General features: G+C 33.8%; 15 protein-coding genes. 7 read left to right on the top strand and 8 right to left on the bottom strand.

The features are described 5' to 3' along the window. Window positions 1-11: 11 nt before the first annotated feature. The 5 genes from Bra60_RS02365 to rpiA form a co-directional block, all read right to left on the bottom strand. Window positions 12-1,688: an NAD+ synthase gene (locus Bra60_RS02365; protein ID WP_078688488.1), complete on the bottom strand. Its 1,677-nt coding sequence runs from the start codon at window positions 1,686-1,688 to the stop codon at window positions 12-14. Window positions 1,689-2,669: 981 nt separating this feature from the next. Next, window positions 2,670-2,918, bottom strand: coding sequence for a hypothetical protein (locus Bra60_RS07730; RefSeq protein WP_442856039.1), 249 nt, complete (start codon window positions 2,916-2,918; stop codon window positions 2,670-2,672). A gap of 289 nt (window positions 2,919-3,207) precedes the next feature. Next, window positions 3,208-4,587: a glutathione-disulfide reductase gene (gene gorA, locus Bra60_RS02355; RefSeq protein WP_078688487.1), complete on the bottom strand. Its 1,380-nt coding sequence runs from the start codon at window positions 4,585-4,587 to the stop codon at window positions 3,208-3,210. A gap of 236 nt (window positions 4,588-4,823) precedes the next feature. Then, complete coding sequence (locus Bra60_RS02350) at window positions 4,824-5,381, bottom strand: DUF2059 domain-containing protein (protein WP_078688486.1); 558 nt, start codon at window positions 5,379-5,381, stop codon at window positions 4,824-4,826. A 61-nt stretch (window positions 5,382-5,442) separates the two neighbouring features. Then, a complete protein-coding gene (gene rpiA / locus Bra60_RS02345) occupies window positions 5,443-6,147 on the bottom strand; it encodes a ribose-5-phosphate isomerase RpiA (protein ID WP_035005976.1) in 705 nt (234 codons plus the stop codon). Window positions 6,148-6,620: 473 nt separating this feature from the next. Here rpiA and bfr point away from each other — a divergent pair, with 473 nt between their 5' ends. Next, a complete protein-coding gene (bfr, locus tag Bra60_RS02340) occupies window positions 6,621-7,106 on the top strand; it encodes a bacterioferritin (RefSeq protein ID WP_035005977.1) in 486 nt (161 codons plus the stop codon). Window positions 7,107-7,177: 71 nt separating this feature from the next. Here the strand turns inward: bfr and Bra60_RS02335 are convergent, their stop codons facing one another. Next, the gene (locus Bra60_RS02335; RefSeq protein ID WP_078688485.1) at window positions 7,178-9,442 is read right to left on the bottom strand and encodes a ComEC/Rec2 family competence protein; all 2,265 of its coding nucleotides are present in this window, start codon (window positions 9,440-9,442) and stop codon (window positions 7,178-7,180) included. A gap of 113 nt (window positions 9,443-9,555) precedes the next feature. Here Bra60_RS02335 and gltX point away from each other — a divergent pair, with 113 nt between their 5' ends. The 6 genes from gltX (at window position 9,556) to Bra60_RS02305 (ending at window position 16,384) form a co-directional block, all read left to right on the top strand. Next, on the top strand, window positions 9,556-10,971 hold the full coding sequence (gene gltX / locus Bra60_RS02330; RefSeq protein ID WP_078689033.1) for a glutamate--tRNA ligase: 1,416 nt from the start codon (window positions 9,556-9,558) through the stop codon (window positions 10,969-10,971). A 261-nt stretch (window positions 10,972-11,232) separates the two neighbouring features. Continuing rightward, the gene (gene gltA / locus Bra60_RS02325) at window positions 11,233-12,537 is read left to right on the top strand and encodes a citrate synthase (RefSeq protein WP_078688484.1); all 1,305 of its coding nucleotides are present in this window, start codon (window positions 11,233-11,235) and stop codon (window positions 12,535-12,537) included. Between the two features lie 727 nt (window positions 12,538-13,264). Further along, window positions 13,265-14,017 (top strand): transporter substrate-binding domain-containing protein, encoded by a 753-nt coding sequence (locus Bra60_RS02320; RefSeq protein ID WP_078688483.1) that lies wholly within the window; start codon window positions 13,265-13,267, stop codon window positions 14,015-14,017. An 81-nt stretch (window positions 14,018-14,098) separates the two neighbouring features. After that, window positions 14,099-14,812 (top strand): ABC transporter permease, encoded by a 714-nt coding sequence (locus Bra60_RS02315; RefSeq protein WP_078688482.1) that lies wholly within the window; start codon window positions 14,099-14,101, stop codon window positions 14,810-14,812. 4 nt (window positions 14,813-14,816) lie between these two features. After that, complete coding sequence (locus tag Bra60_RS02310) at window positions 14,817-15,524, top strand: ABC transporter permease (protein WP_035005982.1); 708 nt, start codon at window positions 14,817-14,819, stop codon at window positions 15,522-15,524. Between the two features lie 80 nt (window positions 15,525-15,604). Beyond that, window positions 15,605-16,384 (top strand): amino acid ABC transporter ATP-binding protein, encoded by a 780-nt coding sequence (locus Bra60_RS02305; RefSeq protein WP_078688481.1) that lies wholly within the window; start codon window positions 15,605-15,607, stop codon window positions 16,382-16,384. A gap of 9 nt (window positions 16,385-16,393) precedes the next feature. Here the strand turns inward: Bra60_RS02305 and lpxB are convergent, their stop codons facing one another. Both lpxB and Bra60_RS02295 read right to left on the bottom strand, forming a co-directional pair. After that, complete coding sequence (gene lpxB / locus Bra60_RS02300; RefSeq protein ID WP_078688480.1) at window positions 16,394-17,587, bottom strand: lipid-A-disaccharide synthase; 1,194 nt, start codon at window positions 17,585-17,587, stop codon at window positions 16,394-16,396. Next, window positions 17,580-18,452 carry an LpxI family protein gene (locus Bra60_RS02295; protein ID WP_078673690.1) on the bottom strand — a complete coding sequence of 291 codons (873 nt, stop codon included), beginning with the start codon at window positions 18,450-18,452 and terminating at the stop codon, window positions 17,580-17,582. The genes lpxB and Bra60_RS02295 overlap by 8 nt, the downstream gene beginning before the upstream one ends. Window positions 18,453-18,460: the final 8 nt, after the last annotated feature.

The following is an 18,460-nucleotide window of genomic DNA, read 5'->3' as shown; positions in this document are numbered from 1 at the left end:
CAAAATAATGCTCAACTTTTATCGCGAAAATAATTGGTAATAGGGTAACGACGATCACGCCCGAAGTTTTTATAACTAATTTTCACACCCGGTGCAGATTGCCGTCTTTTATACTCAGCCAAATAAAGCAAATGTTCTACTTTCTCAACTGTTTGCCGTGAGTGTCCACGCTTAAGAATATCACAAACACTCATGTCATCTTCTACAAGAGATTGCAAGATATCATCTAAAACAGGATAAGGAGGAAGAGAATCCTCATCTTTTTGATTGTCCCGAAGCTCTGCAGAAGGTGCTTTTGTTGTAATATTACTTGGAATGACAATTCCTTTGGGTCCCAATAAATTCTGCAAGTAATTTTTATTACGCCACTCAGCTAATTTATAAACCTGCGTTTTATAAATATCTTTAATGGGATTAAAACCACCATTCATATCGCCATAAAGCGTGGCATACCCAACGGCCATTTCCGATTTATTACCTGTCGTTATTACCATCGAATCAAATTTATTTGAAAGAGCCATTAAAATGCTTCCACGTACACGGCTTTGAAGATTTTCCTCTGTAACATCAGCTTTCAACCCTGAAAAAATAGGAGCCATTATGCTCAAAAAACTCTCAACAAGTTTAAAAATAGGTATTATTTCATAACGACATCCTAAAAGATGAGCACAATCTTTAGCATCCTTTAATGATTCCTGTGATGTATAATAATAAGGCATCATCACAGCATGAACCCTTCCAGCTCCCAACGCATCGACCGCAATTGCAGCACAAAGTGCTGAGTCAATTCCTCCTGAAAAACCAAGAAGCACATCCTTAAAACGGTTTTTATTGACATAATCCTTTAAACCTAAAACACAGGCATGGTAATCAGCAGCGATCCCATCTAAAAGTTCTTCATTTGGACCAGAAATACATTGCCACCTAATAGATTTTCTTTGCCAATGACTCAAGGCAATCTGACTTTCAAAATGCTTCATTTGAAATACTATTTGACCGTGTTCATCCAGTGCAAAAGAACCTCCATCAAATACTAATTCATCTTGGCCTCCAACTTGATTAGCATAAATAATTGGCACACATGATTGAATAGCTTGTGCACGAACAATGTCTAAACGCTTTTGCATTTTATTACGGTAATAAGGGGACCCATTAGAAACGAGAATAATCTCGGCTCCTTTATGGCTAAGTTCAGCACAAATAGAAGGATCGTTCCAAATATCTTCGCAAATCACAACTCCTAACGTTATCCCACGATAAACAATAGGCTCAGGACGTGGACCAGAAGAAAATACACGCTTTTCATCAAATTCACAATAATTAGGTAAATCACACTTAAAACGTTCCGTAATCACCTGCCCATCATCAAGAAGCATGATACCATTATAAAGGCTATTATCACGTTTTAAAGGAACGCCAATAATAATTCCAGGCCCTTCTTTCGTGAGTTGTGCTAACTTTCTCACAGCATCTTCACATGCTTTTGTAAAAGAAGATTTAAGAACAAGATCTTCAGGGGGATAAGCACTTATAAAAAGCTCAGTCAACAAAACAAGATCAGCATTCTGTTCGTAAGCTTTTTGATATGCCATTTTCGCAAGAGAAAAATTTCCCTTAATATCACCAATGATAGGATTTAATTGAGCAATTACAATCCGCAAATCGTCTTTTATAAGTTTTTGTGTCATTGTATCAATTTAGCGTGGCTATCAATCAGTTTCAACCATCAAAGGACTTTTTACCAAAAGTGCTTACTTCCATAAAAATTGGAAATAAATAACAGAATAGGATTGTTACCTAAACCTTCTCTCTAAAATAACCGAAGCAGCATCACGACTTTTTTCAAAAGTTCAACAAAAAAAGCCAATTCAGGTAATCGATTCCCGTTTAATCTTATATCACAATGAAGTACTTATTATAGCAATCAGAAATATCTTTTTCTGAAATGGCTTTCATATTGTCTGTATATTTAGTGACGTCGCATCCTATCACTGCAATATGAATACCCCTGGGCAAGCCCCCTTTTCCCAATAAACTGAGAAAAAATTCTCAAATTCTTTTAAAATATAATTAAAAGAACGCATTTATAATCATTAGCCGTAATTGTATTACTATGTATTGAATCACAAAAACAATACTACGATTCTCACATTTAACCACACCAATTAATTTAAGAAGATAGTTCCAAACCTATCATAACCAAAACGCATAATAATGATATAAGTCGCTCCGGTTTGTTTATAGGATTGAGAATATCAATCAATTTCAAAAGCTCATCAGAATTAATAGAAGAATTACATTTTAATCCAATAGAATTTTTCTACGATAATGTTCTACATGCACATGATTAAGATAACATGCATGATCAGCAATCTATAACATATGGCCAGATACCGCATACCAATTGTCAAAGGTTGCATTAATTCCTATCAAAGCCTAACAAAAACGCTTTGTGGCTTATATAAGAACATGCTTCTATAAGAACATGCTTCACGTAATGAGAGATTCATTTTAGCTGTACCTCCTATTAAATGTATAAAATCGATTACTTTAGAAATACGCTTTGTTAATAGCTCATAACGTTGTGGACTATTAAAATAAAATCTAATATCCATTTATCGACATCTTCTAGATTAGCATACCCGCCTTATTAAAGAGCACGCAATAAATTAAGTGTTGCCCTCAACTAATGATAAACCATGGACATTCATTAAAAGTATAAGCAGTTTTATTAAATTTAGTCCCATTAATGACATTCTCTCTATAAAGAAACAATTCTTTATTTTCTTTTCTTCCATATCAGAAAAGCGTATTTCTGAAAATTCACCAACAGTATAATCAATTTTAACAACTGACTTAAAACTCTCTAAAGTTAAAATGACTGCCATGTATAAAAATACACGAAAAAAATCACGGATATGAACAACCTTATGCTTAGAAAAACTTTCTGCACAATCTCCCCCGTAATAAAGCTGCTAGCTCATTCTTTAAACTAGCACACTTCACTATAAAAAAATAAAGAGAATATTTGCTCAATTCTTCTCTAATTTCCGCTAATATAGATTTATCGGGACAAGTTAGAATTTGTTTAATTAATTTTCTCTCCAAGATTCAAGTAGCTATTTTTTTATCATCGCATCCTCTCTAAAGCCTATCTAATCAGCCTACAGTATGCAAATCTTTATAATTTTCTATAACATCCGCTATTTAACTTTCTAATTTCTTTCCATTTTCATATATATAATTCGGCTTATACATCGTTACCAACTCTTCTGCGGATGTTGGATGAACTGCCATAGTTTCATCAAATACATCTTTTGTCAGCTTTCCTTTCAGGGCAACTCCAACAAGTTGAGCCATTTCACTAGCACCTTCTCCCAAAATATGAGCACCAATAACAATACGGCTCTGACCATCAACAATCAATTTCATAAACATCTTTTCTGCATTACCAGAAAGAGTATTACGCAAAGAACGAAATTGTGTACGATAAATTTCAATACGCTTATAATCACGAATGGCATCTTCCTCTGAAAGACCAACAGTTCCAATCTCTGGCTGCGAAAAAACAGCTGTCGCAATTAAATTATAATTCGGTATCGTTGGAGTATCTTCAAAAGCAGTTTTAATAAAACACATTGCTTCATGTATAGCAACAGGCGTTAACTGAACATGACCTGTTACATCACCAACAGCCCAAATGTGAGGTATATTTGTTGTCATTTTTTCATCAACAATAATAGCGCCATCCTTATTAAGTTTAACACCTGCCCTCTGAAGTTCTAAGCCTTTTGTATTTGGCACACGTCCCGTAGCCAACATAACCTGATCAGTGTTAAGAATTTGTCCATTCGATAAAACAACGTTATAGTGGCCATTTTGAGATTCAACCTGATTAACTGTAGCCTCATAGATAATAGAAATTCCCTTTTCAATCATCGCATCATTTAATAACCGCCGCAAATCATAATCAAAACCACGAAGAAATAAATCACCACGATGAACTAATGTTGTTTTCACACCTAATTCGTGAAAAATACCAGCAAATTCAAGAGCTATATAACCACCACCAACAATAACTATTGATTTTGGTAATTTTTCAAGATCAAAAATCTCATTAGAAGTAAGACATAACTCACCGCCTTTTATTGCAAAATCTCGCTCCGTTGCCCCTGTCGCAATCAAAATCTTTTCTGCTTTTACTCGCTCACCTGTTGCAGAAAGCTCTAATGTATGCTCATCAATAAAAACAGCACGACTCCTATAAATTTGAACATTGTTAAGTTCTAATTCCTTAGAATAAAGCGCCTCCAACCTCGACAATTCTATATTTTTACCTTTAATCAACTTGCTCCAATTAAAAACTGGATTAACATATTCCCAGCCAAAACCAATGCTATCCTTAAATTCGTGTGCATATTGCGATGCATAAACAAACAATTTTTTAGGAACACAACCGCGAATAACACAAGTTCCTCCCACACGATGTTCTTCTGCTATAGCAACACGCTTCCCCAGTTGTCCAGCAAGACGAGCAGCACGTACTCCACCCGATCCCCCTCCAATAACGAACAAATCATAAAACATCATAAAACATCATAAAACATCATAAAACATCATAAAACATCATAAAACATCATAAAATATCCTTTCCCACGCGTTTTCACTGTACAAGTACTACTTTTTGTCAACAAATAAAAGCTTTTTCTTTTTTCTGATTTTTTTATACAAAGATAATACTCTCAGAGCACTCTTCTTCCTTAAAGTAGTATCTAACTGCTGCTCTTAAATAAAACGCTTATAATACTCATGAAACTAATGAATTACATTGGAGATTGTGAAGAAGTAGATTCCATAGGAGTAATAGAATTACTTAAGTTAAGTGTTTGGGACATTTCTTTTTCTACATTTTTTATAAGATCCTGTATTACAGTAGAAGACCATGCATCAAATGCAGAATAAGCATCGCGCGCAACATCTGGAACTGTCATCAAAAATTTTTTACCAACATCAGAACTGTAAAATGCTGAAATTTTATCAAGTTCTTCCTGACTAAAATGCTTTGCATATACATAGGCCACTTCTTTCTCTAAATCAGCACGCCGTTTAGCTAAAGCAAGCGCTTCTTTATCAACAATTGCAGAAATATTTTTTTCTAAGTTTGGATCATTACTTATTAATTTTTCTTTAATATCACGTGCTGCCATTGGTAAAAAACTATCAAACTGATCAGTTGCACGAATAGCACTAATCACCTTTTTAGCTGAATCTAAATGTTTATCACTCACATCTTGCGCATAAGTTATTTGAATATTCACAATCAAAATAGCAACTGCACTAAGTAATGTTATAAGTTTCTGAAAAAAAACTGTTATTCTCATAATAATGATGACTCCATAGAATTATAGTTTAAATTTATTATTTTAAATTTTTAACAAGTTTTCAGTTACTAGATGATTCTAAAAATTTTATTGTACCATCTGCCATAGCTACAATTACACGAGAAGCAAAACCTAAAAAAAGACCATGTTCAACAACACCAGGAACTCCCAATAACGCATCTGATAATTCTTTTGGATTTAGAATAGATCCTAAAAATGCATCAACAATAAAATGACCGCCATCAGTCTCAAAAGGAATATCTCCATTCATACGTAATTTAATTTCTCCTGAAAGTCCTAAATTATTCACTACCTTTTCAATCGCTTTGCATGTAGCATTCATCCCAAATGGATTAACTTCTATTGGCACCCCAGAAGCACCAAGCGTTTTTACCATCTTTGTTTCATCAGCAATAATAAACATCTCATCAGATGCAGATGCTACAATTTTTTCATGCAATAATGCTCCACCCCTTCCTTTGATCAAGCTCATCTGAGGATCGATTTCATCAGCTCCATCAATACAAAGATCAAGCTTAGATATTTTATCTAAAGTAGTAATAGGCACTCCAAACTGACGACATAAATGCTCAGAATGATATGAAGTAGCAACACCAGTTATCCTTAAACCATTTGTAATGCACTCACCAAGAAGACGAATAAATTCATTTACTGTAGAACCAGAGCCTATACCAAGATTCATATCATCTTGCACAAATTCAAGCGCTTGAGCAGCAGCCATTTTTTTTAATTTTTGGATATCCATACATTACCTTCCTTTATATCAATTCAATGAGCAATATTTATTATGAATTATAAAAAACGATTTATCGCTCTAAGCAGCTATAACTTTATTTGTTAGCTTATTGGAAATAAGACTTGTTATATAGAATACAGTAATTAACTATTCTGTTTTTTAATAAAAGGCTTATAATTTATAAAATAATTATTTAAAAATCCTAATACAAAGTATGCTCCTATAGGCTTATAAAGCAGGAAAATATCAAGAAAATGCCTACTTTAAAAAAATGATTATTAGCTATTGATTCTTTCTAATTAATTTATAAATTAATCGAATGATGTAGTAAAATGTGCCAGTTCATTTTCCTCATGTTATTGAATCATTCACATCAAGGATAAAGAGGACTAGCCCAACACTTAATCAAGGCAATATATTAAGTATCATTTCTTGTATTAGTCGTATCTAGTACTAAAAACAAAATAGGACAATAGAATACTATGAAAGGTCATCCACAAGTTATCGAGCAACTCAATAAAGCTCTTTCTCTTGAGCTTAGTGCTGTTAATCAATATTTGTTGCATTCTTCTCTTATAGAAAACTGGGGCTATATCAAATTAGCTAAAATAGAGCGCAAAGAATCTATAGAAGAAATGGAACATGTAGATAAACTCATTAAGCGTATTACTTTTCTTGAAGGACATCCAAATATTCAAACTTCTGAGCCTTTACGTATTGGAAAAAACCTCAAGGATATTTTAGAATGTGATCTTGCCAGTGAATATGAAGCTCGAGAATTTTATTTAAAATCACGTGAAATTTGTGCTAAGCTTTCTGATCATGTCTCAAAGAAATTGTTTGATGAATTGCTTGAAGACGAAGAAAATCATATTGATTTTCTTGAAACTCAACTTCAGCTTTTTAAAACAATGGGAGAAGAGAAATATAGTCAGCTCAATGCAAGCTCTGCTGAATGTGAATGTTAGAAAAACTATTATCTCATTTGTGAAATGAAGTTATTATAAAATTTATATAGAGGCTATAAATTAGCTAGCCTTTATAAATTTTTTCTATGAATATTCCATGGTCTATAAAAACCTGCAGAAGACCAAAGAGTGCTTTTGTTTTTAGTCAGTATAACACTTCCTCGCGATAATAATTGTTGAGACGTAAATGTTATTGTATTTATTGAATCGCATGTTTCATTGCTTGTTGCATGTTTTTTAATTATGATATCTGCTTTTATGCAATGATCTGTCTCTCCGTATAAAATAGCAATTTTAAATCCATTTTCTAATAAAGTTGTACAGATCTTATCATCACAAATAAATTGTCCTTTGAGAGATGGACCAATTTTTGTTGGTTTAATGGTTTTATTTATGCGAAACGATTTTTCCCATAAAGATATTGTAAACTTAGAAGGATGATAACGATCAACATATAATATCTTGTCATTCAAAACACCTACAATTTTCATATCATCTGCTATGATTAACTGTACAGGTGACTGCATTATACAAACTAGAATACCTGCCAAAATAAAAAAAACAAAGAAGAGTCTAATAGCCGTTTTTAAAAAAGTGAGCCCAACTAAACCGATACTTAATAAAATCAATGCAGATAGCGGGATAAATCCAGGATTTAAAACAGGAGAAATAGCCTGTATTGCATAAGCAATTTTTATCATAAGGTTCGTACCAAATCCCATAATCTGCAAAGGCCACCATTCAAGCCCAAAAAACATTGAAAAAGCTGAAAGTAGTCCAAATGGCATGATGAAAATTGATACTATAGGCAAAGCTAAAGCATTACTGATAACACCTAAAAGAGCTACATTAGAAAAATGATAAGCTGCATAAATCCCACTTGCAGAACCAGCTACTAATGAGGACATACAAGTTGAAACAACGGATAAAAAAACAAAACGAAGCACCTTTCCTCCAATATAAGAAGGTGCTGTATTTCCTTTACAAGAGCAATACCCACCACTCCACCAGGAAAAAGCAGCAATCAAAGCTACGGTTGCAGAAAATGACATTTGAAAACTAGGCTCTAATATCTCATGCGGACTTATAGCTACAGTTACTAAACCAGCAATAGCAAAATTACGCATTGTTACAGCAGAGCGATTACATAATATAGCAACCAACATAACAGCTACCATCAAAAAACTTCTTTGTGCAGCAATATTTGCACCAGACAATATCAAATAAAAAGCTGTAACTATTAATGCAGCAATGGCAGCAAATTTTTTAACTGAGTAATAAGAGGAAAAAACTGGAAAAAATGCAAAAAAGCTCCGTATAATAATAAAAACCATACCACTCAGTAAAGCCATATGCAGACCTGATATTGATAAAATATGTGCCAATCCGGCTATACGTAATGCTTCATTGGTATTATGTGAAATACCCCCTCTCTGCCCTGTTATTAAAGCAGCAGAAACTCTCCCTCCTTCTCCACCAACCGCTTTAACAACTTTTTCAGTCATTTGCATGCGTAAATTTTCAATTTTTTGTAAAACTTTTCCTAGCATCATATCAGGCTGAAGAACTGATATCTTTTTGGGTTTTCCTAAATAAAATCCCTGTGCACCAATTCTTTTAAAATAATTATGAAAACTAAAATCATAACTTCCTGGACGTATCGCTCCAGATAAAGCACGAAGCTTTACTTTCCCATATAAGCCATCTCCAGGAGTTAACCCATCTGGTAAAGACTTTGCGACTAAATACACCTGATTGAGATTATAAGATAAAGTAGGTTTTTCTGTCTTCAAAACATCTACTTTTAAACGAAATCCCCCTTTCCCTACAGACTTAATAGAAACAATTCGTCCTGTTAATATGGTAACAACATCGCGACTCAACATTGGCGTAGACATATGCCATGTTTCTATTTTTGCAGCCAAAGCGCCTAATACAATACAAAATAAAAATCCAGTTATAAACCATATCTTCCGATAACACCGTAAAACATATAACAGGCTAGGGAATATAATAATCAATATAACAAATTGTCTCCAACTTGGTTCTTGCTCTAAGCTGAAATAAAAAATAATGCCTGTAGAAAAAAAGACAAAAACTAATAAGAAAAGCAGCCCAAAAGAAATTTCTCTGTTTATACAATCTATCAGCCACTTCCAGAAAAAAACTACTTTTTCCTTAAAAAAGGAAAATAAAGAGTCCTCTTTCCTATTATAGATAGCATTGCTTGCACCATCAATAACAAACCGATCACCCTTCTGTAACAAAACAAGACTTTTTCTCTGTGAGAAAAAACCTCCTGGTAGATCATCTTTAACTTTATTTTGATCTAACATCCGCAAATCCCCACTTTACTTGCAATGCGGCTATTGCACACCATAATACCTATGCTAACATAGTTCTTCAATAAAATTCATAAATAACATCTTAATTTTAGAGGATAATGTCTGTGTCTGTTATTACCCGTTTTGCACCATCTCCTACAGGATTCCTTCATATTGGTAGCGCTCGTACCGCACTTTTTAACTGGCTTTATGCAAAACATACTGGAGGAAAAATGCTTTTACGTATTGAAGATACAGATCGAGAACGTTCAACAGAAGCTGCAGTTAAAGCTATCATAGATGGTTTGCACTGGATGGGACTCCAGTATGAAGGAGATCCTATTTCACAATTCAAACGAGCAGAGCGTCACCGTCAAGTTGCTGAACAACTGGTAAAAGATGGCAAAGCTTATTATTGCTATGCAACACTTGAAGAATTAGCTGAAATGCGTGAGAATGCTTTTGCAAAAGGTCTCCCAGCACGCTATGATGGGCGCTGGCGCGATCGTGATATTTCTGAAGCCCCTAAAGGAATCAAACCTGTCATTCGAATTAAAGCTCCACAAGATGGTGAAACAATTTTGCACGATCGTGTTCAAGGTGATATTCGCTTTCCTAATAAAGATCTAGATGACTTTATAATTTTACGTTCTGATGGCTCTCCAACTTACATGCATGCTGTTGTTGTTGATGACCATGATATGGGGGTAACACATATAATTCGTGGTAATGATCATCTTACAAATGCAGCTCGCCAAGCAATTATCTTCAATGCAATGGGATGGGATATCCCTGTTATGGCCCATATTCCGCTCATCCATGGTGAAAACGGTGCAAAATTATCAAAACGGCACGGTGCGCTAGGTATTGATGCATATCGGAAAATGGGATATCTCCCCATTGCCTTGCTCAATTACCTTGTTCGTCTAGGTTGGAGCCATGGTAATGATGAAATTATTTCAATAGAAGACATGATTGCCTGGTTTGATATTGATGATATCAATAAAAGTGCTGCTCGTTTTGATTTCAAAAAATTAGATGCCATCAACGGACACTATATGCGTCTAAGTAATAATCAAGATCTATGTGATGCTGCACTTAATATTTTACCAGAAAATGCAAATGAATTAAAAATAACAAAACAACTTGATGAAAAACATCGTGCGCAATTTCTAGCTGCAATACCAATTCTGAAAGAACGTTCAAAAACGTTGCTTGAACTTATTAATGACGCATCATTTATCTTCGCACAACGACCGTTGCCTCTTAATGAACAAGCAAAAACACTCTTAGATGAAAATGGTCAAACTATTTTAAAAGGAATTTATCCTATTCTAATGTCATGCCAAAAATGGGATGCAAAAACTTTGGATGAAATCATCCGACATTATGCACAAATACAAAAACTTAAATTTGGAGCTGTTGTTCAACCACTTCGAGCTGCCCTCACAGGACGCGTAACATCACCAGGAATTTTTGATATGCTTATCTTATTAGGAAAAGATGAGTCCCTGAACCGCATTAATGACCAAATTACCTGAACAGTATATTAATTTAATATATAAAACTAGAAAATATTAAAGTATAATTCTCTCAATGAAAAATAAAATTGTTTTTTAATTTAAAAAATTGAAATAAATATTAAAAAAAACTATGCTAAACAATATTTCAGATTGCATAAACAAAATTTTAGAGTCAATCTATTCTTAAAATAGGTAGGAAAAGCTTTAACTATAAATTGCTATAGCTAATAAAACAGCATATCAATTTAAAAAAATGGAAGCACTGAAAGGAAATATTTAATGTCCGAAAATAAAGCATATATGACTGTCAATGGTAAAAAAATAGAATTACCTGTCCGTAAAGGCACCATTGGCCCTGATGTCATTGAGATTGCATCTCTTTATAAAGAAACTGATACCTTTACTTATGATCCTGGCTTTACCTCAACTGCCTCTTGTGAATCAAAAATCACGTATATCGATGGTGACAAAGGAGTCCTACTTTATCGCGGTTATTCTATTGACCAACTTGCTGAAAAAGGTGACTTTCTCGAAAGCTGTTATCTTTTGCTTTATGGAGAACTACCAACCAAACAAGAAAAAATTGATTTTGACTACCGTATTATGCAACACACGATGGTGCATGAACAATTTGCAAGATTTTTCCATGGCTTTCGTCGTGATTCTCATCCTATGGCTGTTATGGTTGCTTGCCTTGGAGCAATGTCTGCATTCTATCATGATTCCATTGATATTACAGATTCCCAACAGAGAATGATTGCTTCTATTCGTCTTATTTCCAAAGTACCAACCCTTGCTGCGATGGCATATAAATACAGTATTGGGCAACCATTTATTTATCCCCGTAACGATCTCAGTTATGCTGCAAACTTCCTTCATATGTGCTTTTCTGTTCCTTGCCAAGAATATAAAATTAATCCAGTACTTGCTCGAGCTATGGACCGAATTTTCACCCTTCATGCAGATCATGAGCAAAATGCATCTACATCAACGGTACGTCTTGCTGGTTCATCAGGAGCTAATCCATTTGCGTGTATAGCAGCAGGTGTAGCATGCCTTTGGGGACCAGCGCACGGTGGTGCTAATGAAACATGTCTAAAAATGCTGCAAGAAATAGGCACTGTTCAAAAAATTCCTGAGTTTATCGCACGTGCAAAAGATAAAAATGATCGTTTTCGTCTTATGGGTTTTGGTCATCGTGTCTATAAAAATTATGATCCACGTGCAAAAATCATGCAACAAACCTGCCATGAAGTCTTAAAAGAACTTAATATTCAAGATGATCCACTTCTTGATATTGCTATGGAACTTGAAAAAATTGCTCTAAATGATGAATACTTTATTGAAAAAAAGCTTTATCCTAATGTTGATTTCTATTCTGGTATCACATTAAAAGCCTTAGGTTTTCCAACTGAAATGTTTACTGTTCTCTTTGCATTAGCACGTAGTGTTGGCTGGGTTGCACAATGGAAAGAAATGATTGAAGATCCAGCACAAAAAATTGGCCGTCCACGCCAACTGTATACAGGTCCTTCAACACGTGAATATATTCCGATAAACAACCGCACAAATTCAAAAAAATAAAAAATCAATTAATAAAGCCTTAATTTATTGGGGCTTTATTTTTTTTGGTATTTCCTTCCAATTACCAATCTCATTTTTATCAGATAGAGTATATTGATCTTTCTATTTTTAAAAACATAAAGACGTCATACTAAGTTAAAATAAGGTCTTATATTACATTTAATTCTTCCTAACCGCGGCTTAACTTGCATTCTAATAGACCATGCTCTTTAAAGATATGTTATGTCAATAACAAATAAAGAGGCTATAGAAACTACTTTAAACCGTGAAAGATTTAATCATTTTACTAAAAAATGACGTTAAGCTAGTAAATCTATTCTATCACTACTTTTTATCGATATTTTACCATTCTTAAAATTATTTATCATGTTTTTTATGCTTGATATGTTTCTTACTAAATGCAAACTGACAACATTAAAACATGTTTATTGCAACATAATAGAACAGTGCCCAGCCATTCCCAAAATATTAAACTATAGCATCATTAATTTAAAATAATGCTTATATAGAAATAATGAAAATACAACTCATATTTTACTTACTGTGAATTTCTTCCTGTACATATATTATATACTCCTAATATTATATACTCCTAACATGATAAAGGCTTGTTATGATTATAATTAAATCAATACCAATAAATTTTTGTATTGCTCTTCATAAAGCTTACAGATTATAAAATATGTCATAGCATAGTATCTCTTTGTGCACTTCATAGGAGAGGATAATGAAATTATTGGCTGCAGCTTTCATAATAAGTGCAACACTATTTTCCCAATTCGTTAATGCTAAAACGTTGACAATTGCAACTGAAGGCTCCTATCCTCCATTCAGTTATATTGACTCAAATAATAAACTTCATGGTTTTGATATTGATATAACTCATGCGCTTTGCAAAAAGATGAAAATTGAATGTGTTATCACTATTCAAGATTTTGATGGAATTATCCTAGGCCTTCTTGCTAAAAAATATGATGCTATTATTGCATCTCTATCCCCTACACAAGAGCGATTAAAAAAAATTGACTTTACAGATGCTTATTACAGTACAGAATTAGCTGCAATTGTTCCTAAAGATTCACAAATTAAAGAAATCTCAGTAGAAGCATTTAAAGGAAAAAATCTTGGTGTACAATTAAACACAACACAAGCTATATATGCAGAAAATCATTATGCATCTAAAGGGGTGAATATTAAACTCTATCCCACAACAAAAGAAGTAATACGTGATTTGTTAAGTAACCGCCTTGATGTCGTTATTCTTGATAAATTACAAATATTAGATTGGTTTAAACACAAAGGAAAAGATTGTTGCCATTTTTTAGGAAGTATTGAAGGAACTGAACTTCCTATTGCAATTGCTATACGCCAAAACAATGACGATCTTAAAAATCAGTTCAATAAAGCCATAAAAGAAATCCGTAATGATGGAACATATGATAAAATTACTAAAAAATACTTCCAAATTGATACTTATTAAGTATAAAATTAATTACAAATTGAGCAAATGATTTACGTTTTCAGCAAATAATTACTTCAAACCTTTATTAGGAGAATGGAGATGATTGACAGTTTATCATTGCTATCATTTAGCAATGGTGGGTGGGGTATGGTAATCCTGACAAGTGCAGGAATGACATTATCATTAGCTCTATGCTCCATAATTTTAGGTCTTCCTTTAGGGCTTATGAACGCAACAATGATTCAATTCAATATCAGGATACTTAAAGCTATAGCAACTTTATTTTCATCCGTATTTCGCGGACTACCAGAAATTTTAACATTGTTTTTCGTTTATTATGGCTTACAAAACTGTATTCAAGCTATATTTGATTTCTTAAATATTGACATAATATTTAGTATTAATGCTTTTATTGCTGGTGTTCTTGCATTCAGTATGGTTTTTGCAGCTTTTTCTTGTGAAGTTTGGCTTGCGGCATTTAAGATGTTTGATAAAAGCCAATATGAAGCAGCGCAAGTTCTAGGTCTCTCACGCTCAACAACATTTTTCCGGATTGTTTTTCCTCAACTTCTCCACAATGCTTTACCAGGGCTGTCTAATAATTGGCTTACTCTGCTTAAAGATACATCCCTCGTTTCAACTATCTCACTGCTTGATCTCATGCGACAAACTAATTTAGCTGCTACAGCAACCAATGAACCTATTTTGTTTTATCTTGTAGCATGCTTACTCTATCTATTATTTTCAGCAGTTTCTTCAGCAATTTTACGTTATCTAGATAAAATGCACTCAAGTAGGAATAAAAGGTACTAATCTAATGATTTCTGATGCGCCCTATTTTCTTTTTAATCCTGCACTTTTAAACCGTTATAGCCTAAAATTATTTGATGGCTTTATTGTTACTTTAAAACTTGTTTCTATTTCTTGTTCAATAGGACTTCTTCTTGGCATATTGATCACATTCATACGTTTATCTAATAATAAACCCTTACAATATTTGGCGCGTGCTTATATCTACTTTTTTCGCAGTTCTCCTTTATTGGCACAGCTCTTTCTCTTCTACTATGGACTTGGATCGTTGAGTAGCTTCTGGCAACAAATTGGCTTATGGTGGTTTTTTCAAAATGCTTGGTATTGTTGTCTTTTTATTTTTTCGCTTAATTCTGCTGCCTATCAAGCTGAAATCTTCAGAGGCAGCTTATTAGCAGTAGCAGCAGAACAACGAGAAGCATCAAAAGCTTTAGGACTGAATCGCTCTACAACATTTTTCAAAATTATTTTTCCACAAGCGATGGTAGTAGCATTACGCCCCTTAGGAAATGAATTTATTTTAATGACTAAATCTAGTGCTATTGCTTCACTCGTAACTGTCTATGATTTAATGGGTACAACTAAACTAATTTACTCACGTACTTTTGATTTCCAAGTTTATGTTTGGGCTGCTATTATTTATCTTATTATCGTCGAGCTTATTCATCGAGTTATTATTTTGATTGAACACTATCTAACCCGATATTTACGATAGATAAAAAATCATTATAAAAGCTTTTCGCCCAATCAAAATGCTAAATTAATCTATTTATTTATCAATTGAGAAAATGAAAAATGAATCTAGAAAATAAAAATAATCATCCTATTGATAATACAAAAAGTTTGATTATCTCTATCCGCCACTTAAATAAATGGTATGGGGATTTTCAGGTACTGTGTGATATCAACTTAGATATAGAAACTGGCGAACGTATTGTTATTTGCGGTCCGTCAGGATCAGGAAAATCAACTCTAATTCGTTGTATTAATCAATTGGAGCAAGCACAAGAAGGTTCAATTTTAGTCAACAATGTTGATATTAATACAGCTCCCATACAACAACAAAAAAATATTTTACGTACAATAGGAATGCTTTTTCAAAACTTTAATTTATTTCCTCACATGACCGTTATACAAAATTGTATCTTAGCACCTATAACCGTTCACAAACTTTCTAAACAACAAGCAACAGAAAAAGCAATCCATTATCTTACACAAGTTGGTGTTGAAAAACACTGTAATAAGTATCCTTTACAACTATCTGGTGGACAAAAACAGCGTGTAGCTATAGCACGTGCTCTTTGTATGGAACCTCAAATAATGCTTTTTGATGAACCAACGTCAGCACTTGATCCAGAAAGCGTTGGAGAAGTCTTAGAGGTTATGGCTCAACTAGCAAATACCGGAATAACAATGCTTTGCGTTACCCATGAAATGGGGTTCGCTCGCAAAGTTTCAGAGAGGATACTCTTTTTAGAAAACGGAAAAATTATTGAAGACACAACATCGAGCACATTTTTTACTAATCCTAAAAGCCAACGTGCTCGTGATTTTCTAGCTAAAATCAAACATTAGCCATAAACATTATGGTATCAGCAATTTTTTATGCTCTGTTTTTTCCTTAAGAAAGCGTATAATCGTTTGAGCAGCAATATCTCCTGATGGCACTTCTGTTTTCATTTTCGTCTCTATTATATCAAAGGAATCAAATTGTACATGCCGTAATAAATGGTTATGTAAAAGTTGTTCTATCTGCCTTGCTAACATGCCAGGTCGCAAAAATTCATTAAAATATTCGGACACAACAGGCTTATCAGCAATAATATTCGGAAGAGCAGAACTCCATAGTAATACTTTTGAAAAAAAAAATAATTTAAAAAAATAATCAAGTTTATAGCAAAGAATCATCGGAATTCTTGCCAGCGCTAATTCAAGTGAAACTGTTCCTAACGCTGCAAGTGCAACATCAGCTTCTGCAAAAGCAGACCATTTCTCATCTTCACCAACAACAATCTCAACCTCATTTTTCCAATCTTGCGTTAAAAGATGAATCTCATTTATTAAATACGGTAAAGTTGGTAAAATAATACGTAAATGAGGAATACGTTGTTTAACAATTTCTATTGCTTGTCCAAAAATAGGCATCAAACTGCGTATCTCTGACCTCCGTGATCCTGGCAAAACGACAATTGTAGGTTGCAATATTGGTTCATTACGTAAACGCTTTTTTTTCGATTGAACAGCTAAAAGCGGGGGATAGGTTAAAAGACGATGCCCAACATAAGTTGTATCTGGTCCATTCAAATCTTTTATAATCTTTTCTTCAAACGGAAAAATAGCCAATATATGATCAACAAATTTACGCATAATTTTAGCACGTTCTGGCCGCCATGCCCAAACAGTTGGCGCAACATATTGAATAATAGGAATAGAAGGTGCTAAAGTGCGTACTCTTTTTGCAACATGATGAGTAAAATCAGGACTGTCAATAATAATTAAACAATCAGGTTGTTCCTGTACAATGAACTTAGACAAATTACGAATATGCATCAATAGTAATGGCAGTTTCTTTAATACTGCTCCTAAACCTATTAAAGCAATATCATTAAAGTCAAAAAAACTTTTCAAGCCTAATGCTTCTAAATGTCTGCCTCCAACACCAATCAAATGAATATTGCATTCTGTCTGTTTAGATAAAGAAGAAATCAAGTCTGCTCCAAGTAAATCACCAGATTCTTCACCTGCAATAACAGCAATTTTTAAAGAACTATTATTCATTATCCGTTGTCCTAAATGTTTCTATAAACAAAGAACGTTTATTTGCTTCCTCTATCGTTTTTTCTAAAGATAATATCAAACTTTTCTTTGCTTCCACTGCAATACCAGACAATCCACTTTTAGCAGCATTAATTACTGTTGTAGGTCCAATTGATGGCAAATCCACCCGATGATCTTGTTGTGGTTTTACACATTTCACAAGAACACCACCTTGCGGGACAATTTTCTGCCTTTCCCGCATTTCCTGGACTCGCTTTAACATATTATCAGTTCCCTTTGAATCTTCTACTGCTACCACTCGGCCATCAATAGCTACAGCTGCTTGTCCAATATCTAATCGACCTAAGCTTCTTGCTGCTTCAGCTGCCAAAAGAATATCAGCATTCTGCTTGGAATTAGCACGTTGCACTGTTAAATTAAATTCTATTGGAGCGAGTAAATCTGGTACAACTTCATGAGCACCAATAACACAAAAACCATAGTCTTCCAAAATACGGATAAAAGCTCTTAATAATGTATCATCTCCACTTCTCAATGCCTTAAATAACTTTGATAAAGCCGACAAAGTTGTCCAATCGGGCCGTAATTGCAAAAGAGATGGACGCTTTTTCACACCACCTGCTAAAATAATATTGTGAATTTCAGCCGCTTTTAAAATTTTAAATAATCGTGCTAATTCTACAATTGATAGTTCACAATGCTCATAATCATAAAGTGCCATATCAGCTTCACCACGCAAAAGAACAAGAAAAGGATTTTGTCCACGTTTTTCAAGTTCTTGAGCAACTACAGTAGGTAAAACACCGTTTCCAGCGATTATGGCAGTTCTACCGGAAAGAAAACTTCTGGCATTAGAAGAAGGCACTTTTAGTC

This window comes from Bartonella sp. Raccoon60 (assembly GCF_002022585.1).
GTDB lineage: Bacteria > Pseudomonadota > Alphaproteobacteria > Rhizobiales > Rhizobiaceae > Bartonella > Bartonella rochalimae.
This window is presented reverse-complemented; position numbering and strand designations above follow the sequence as displayed.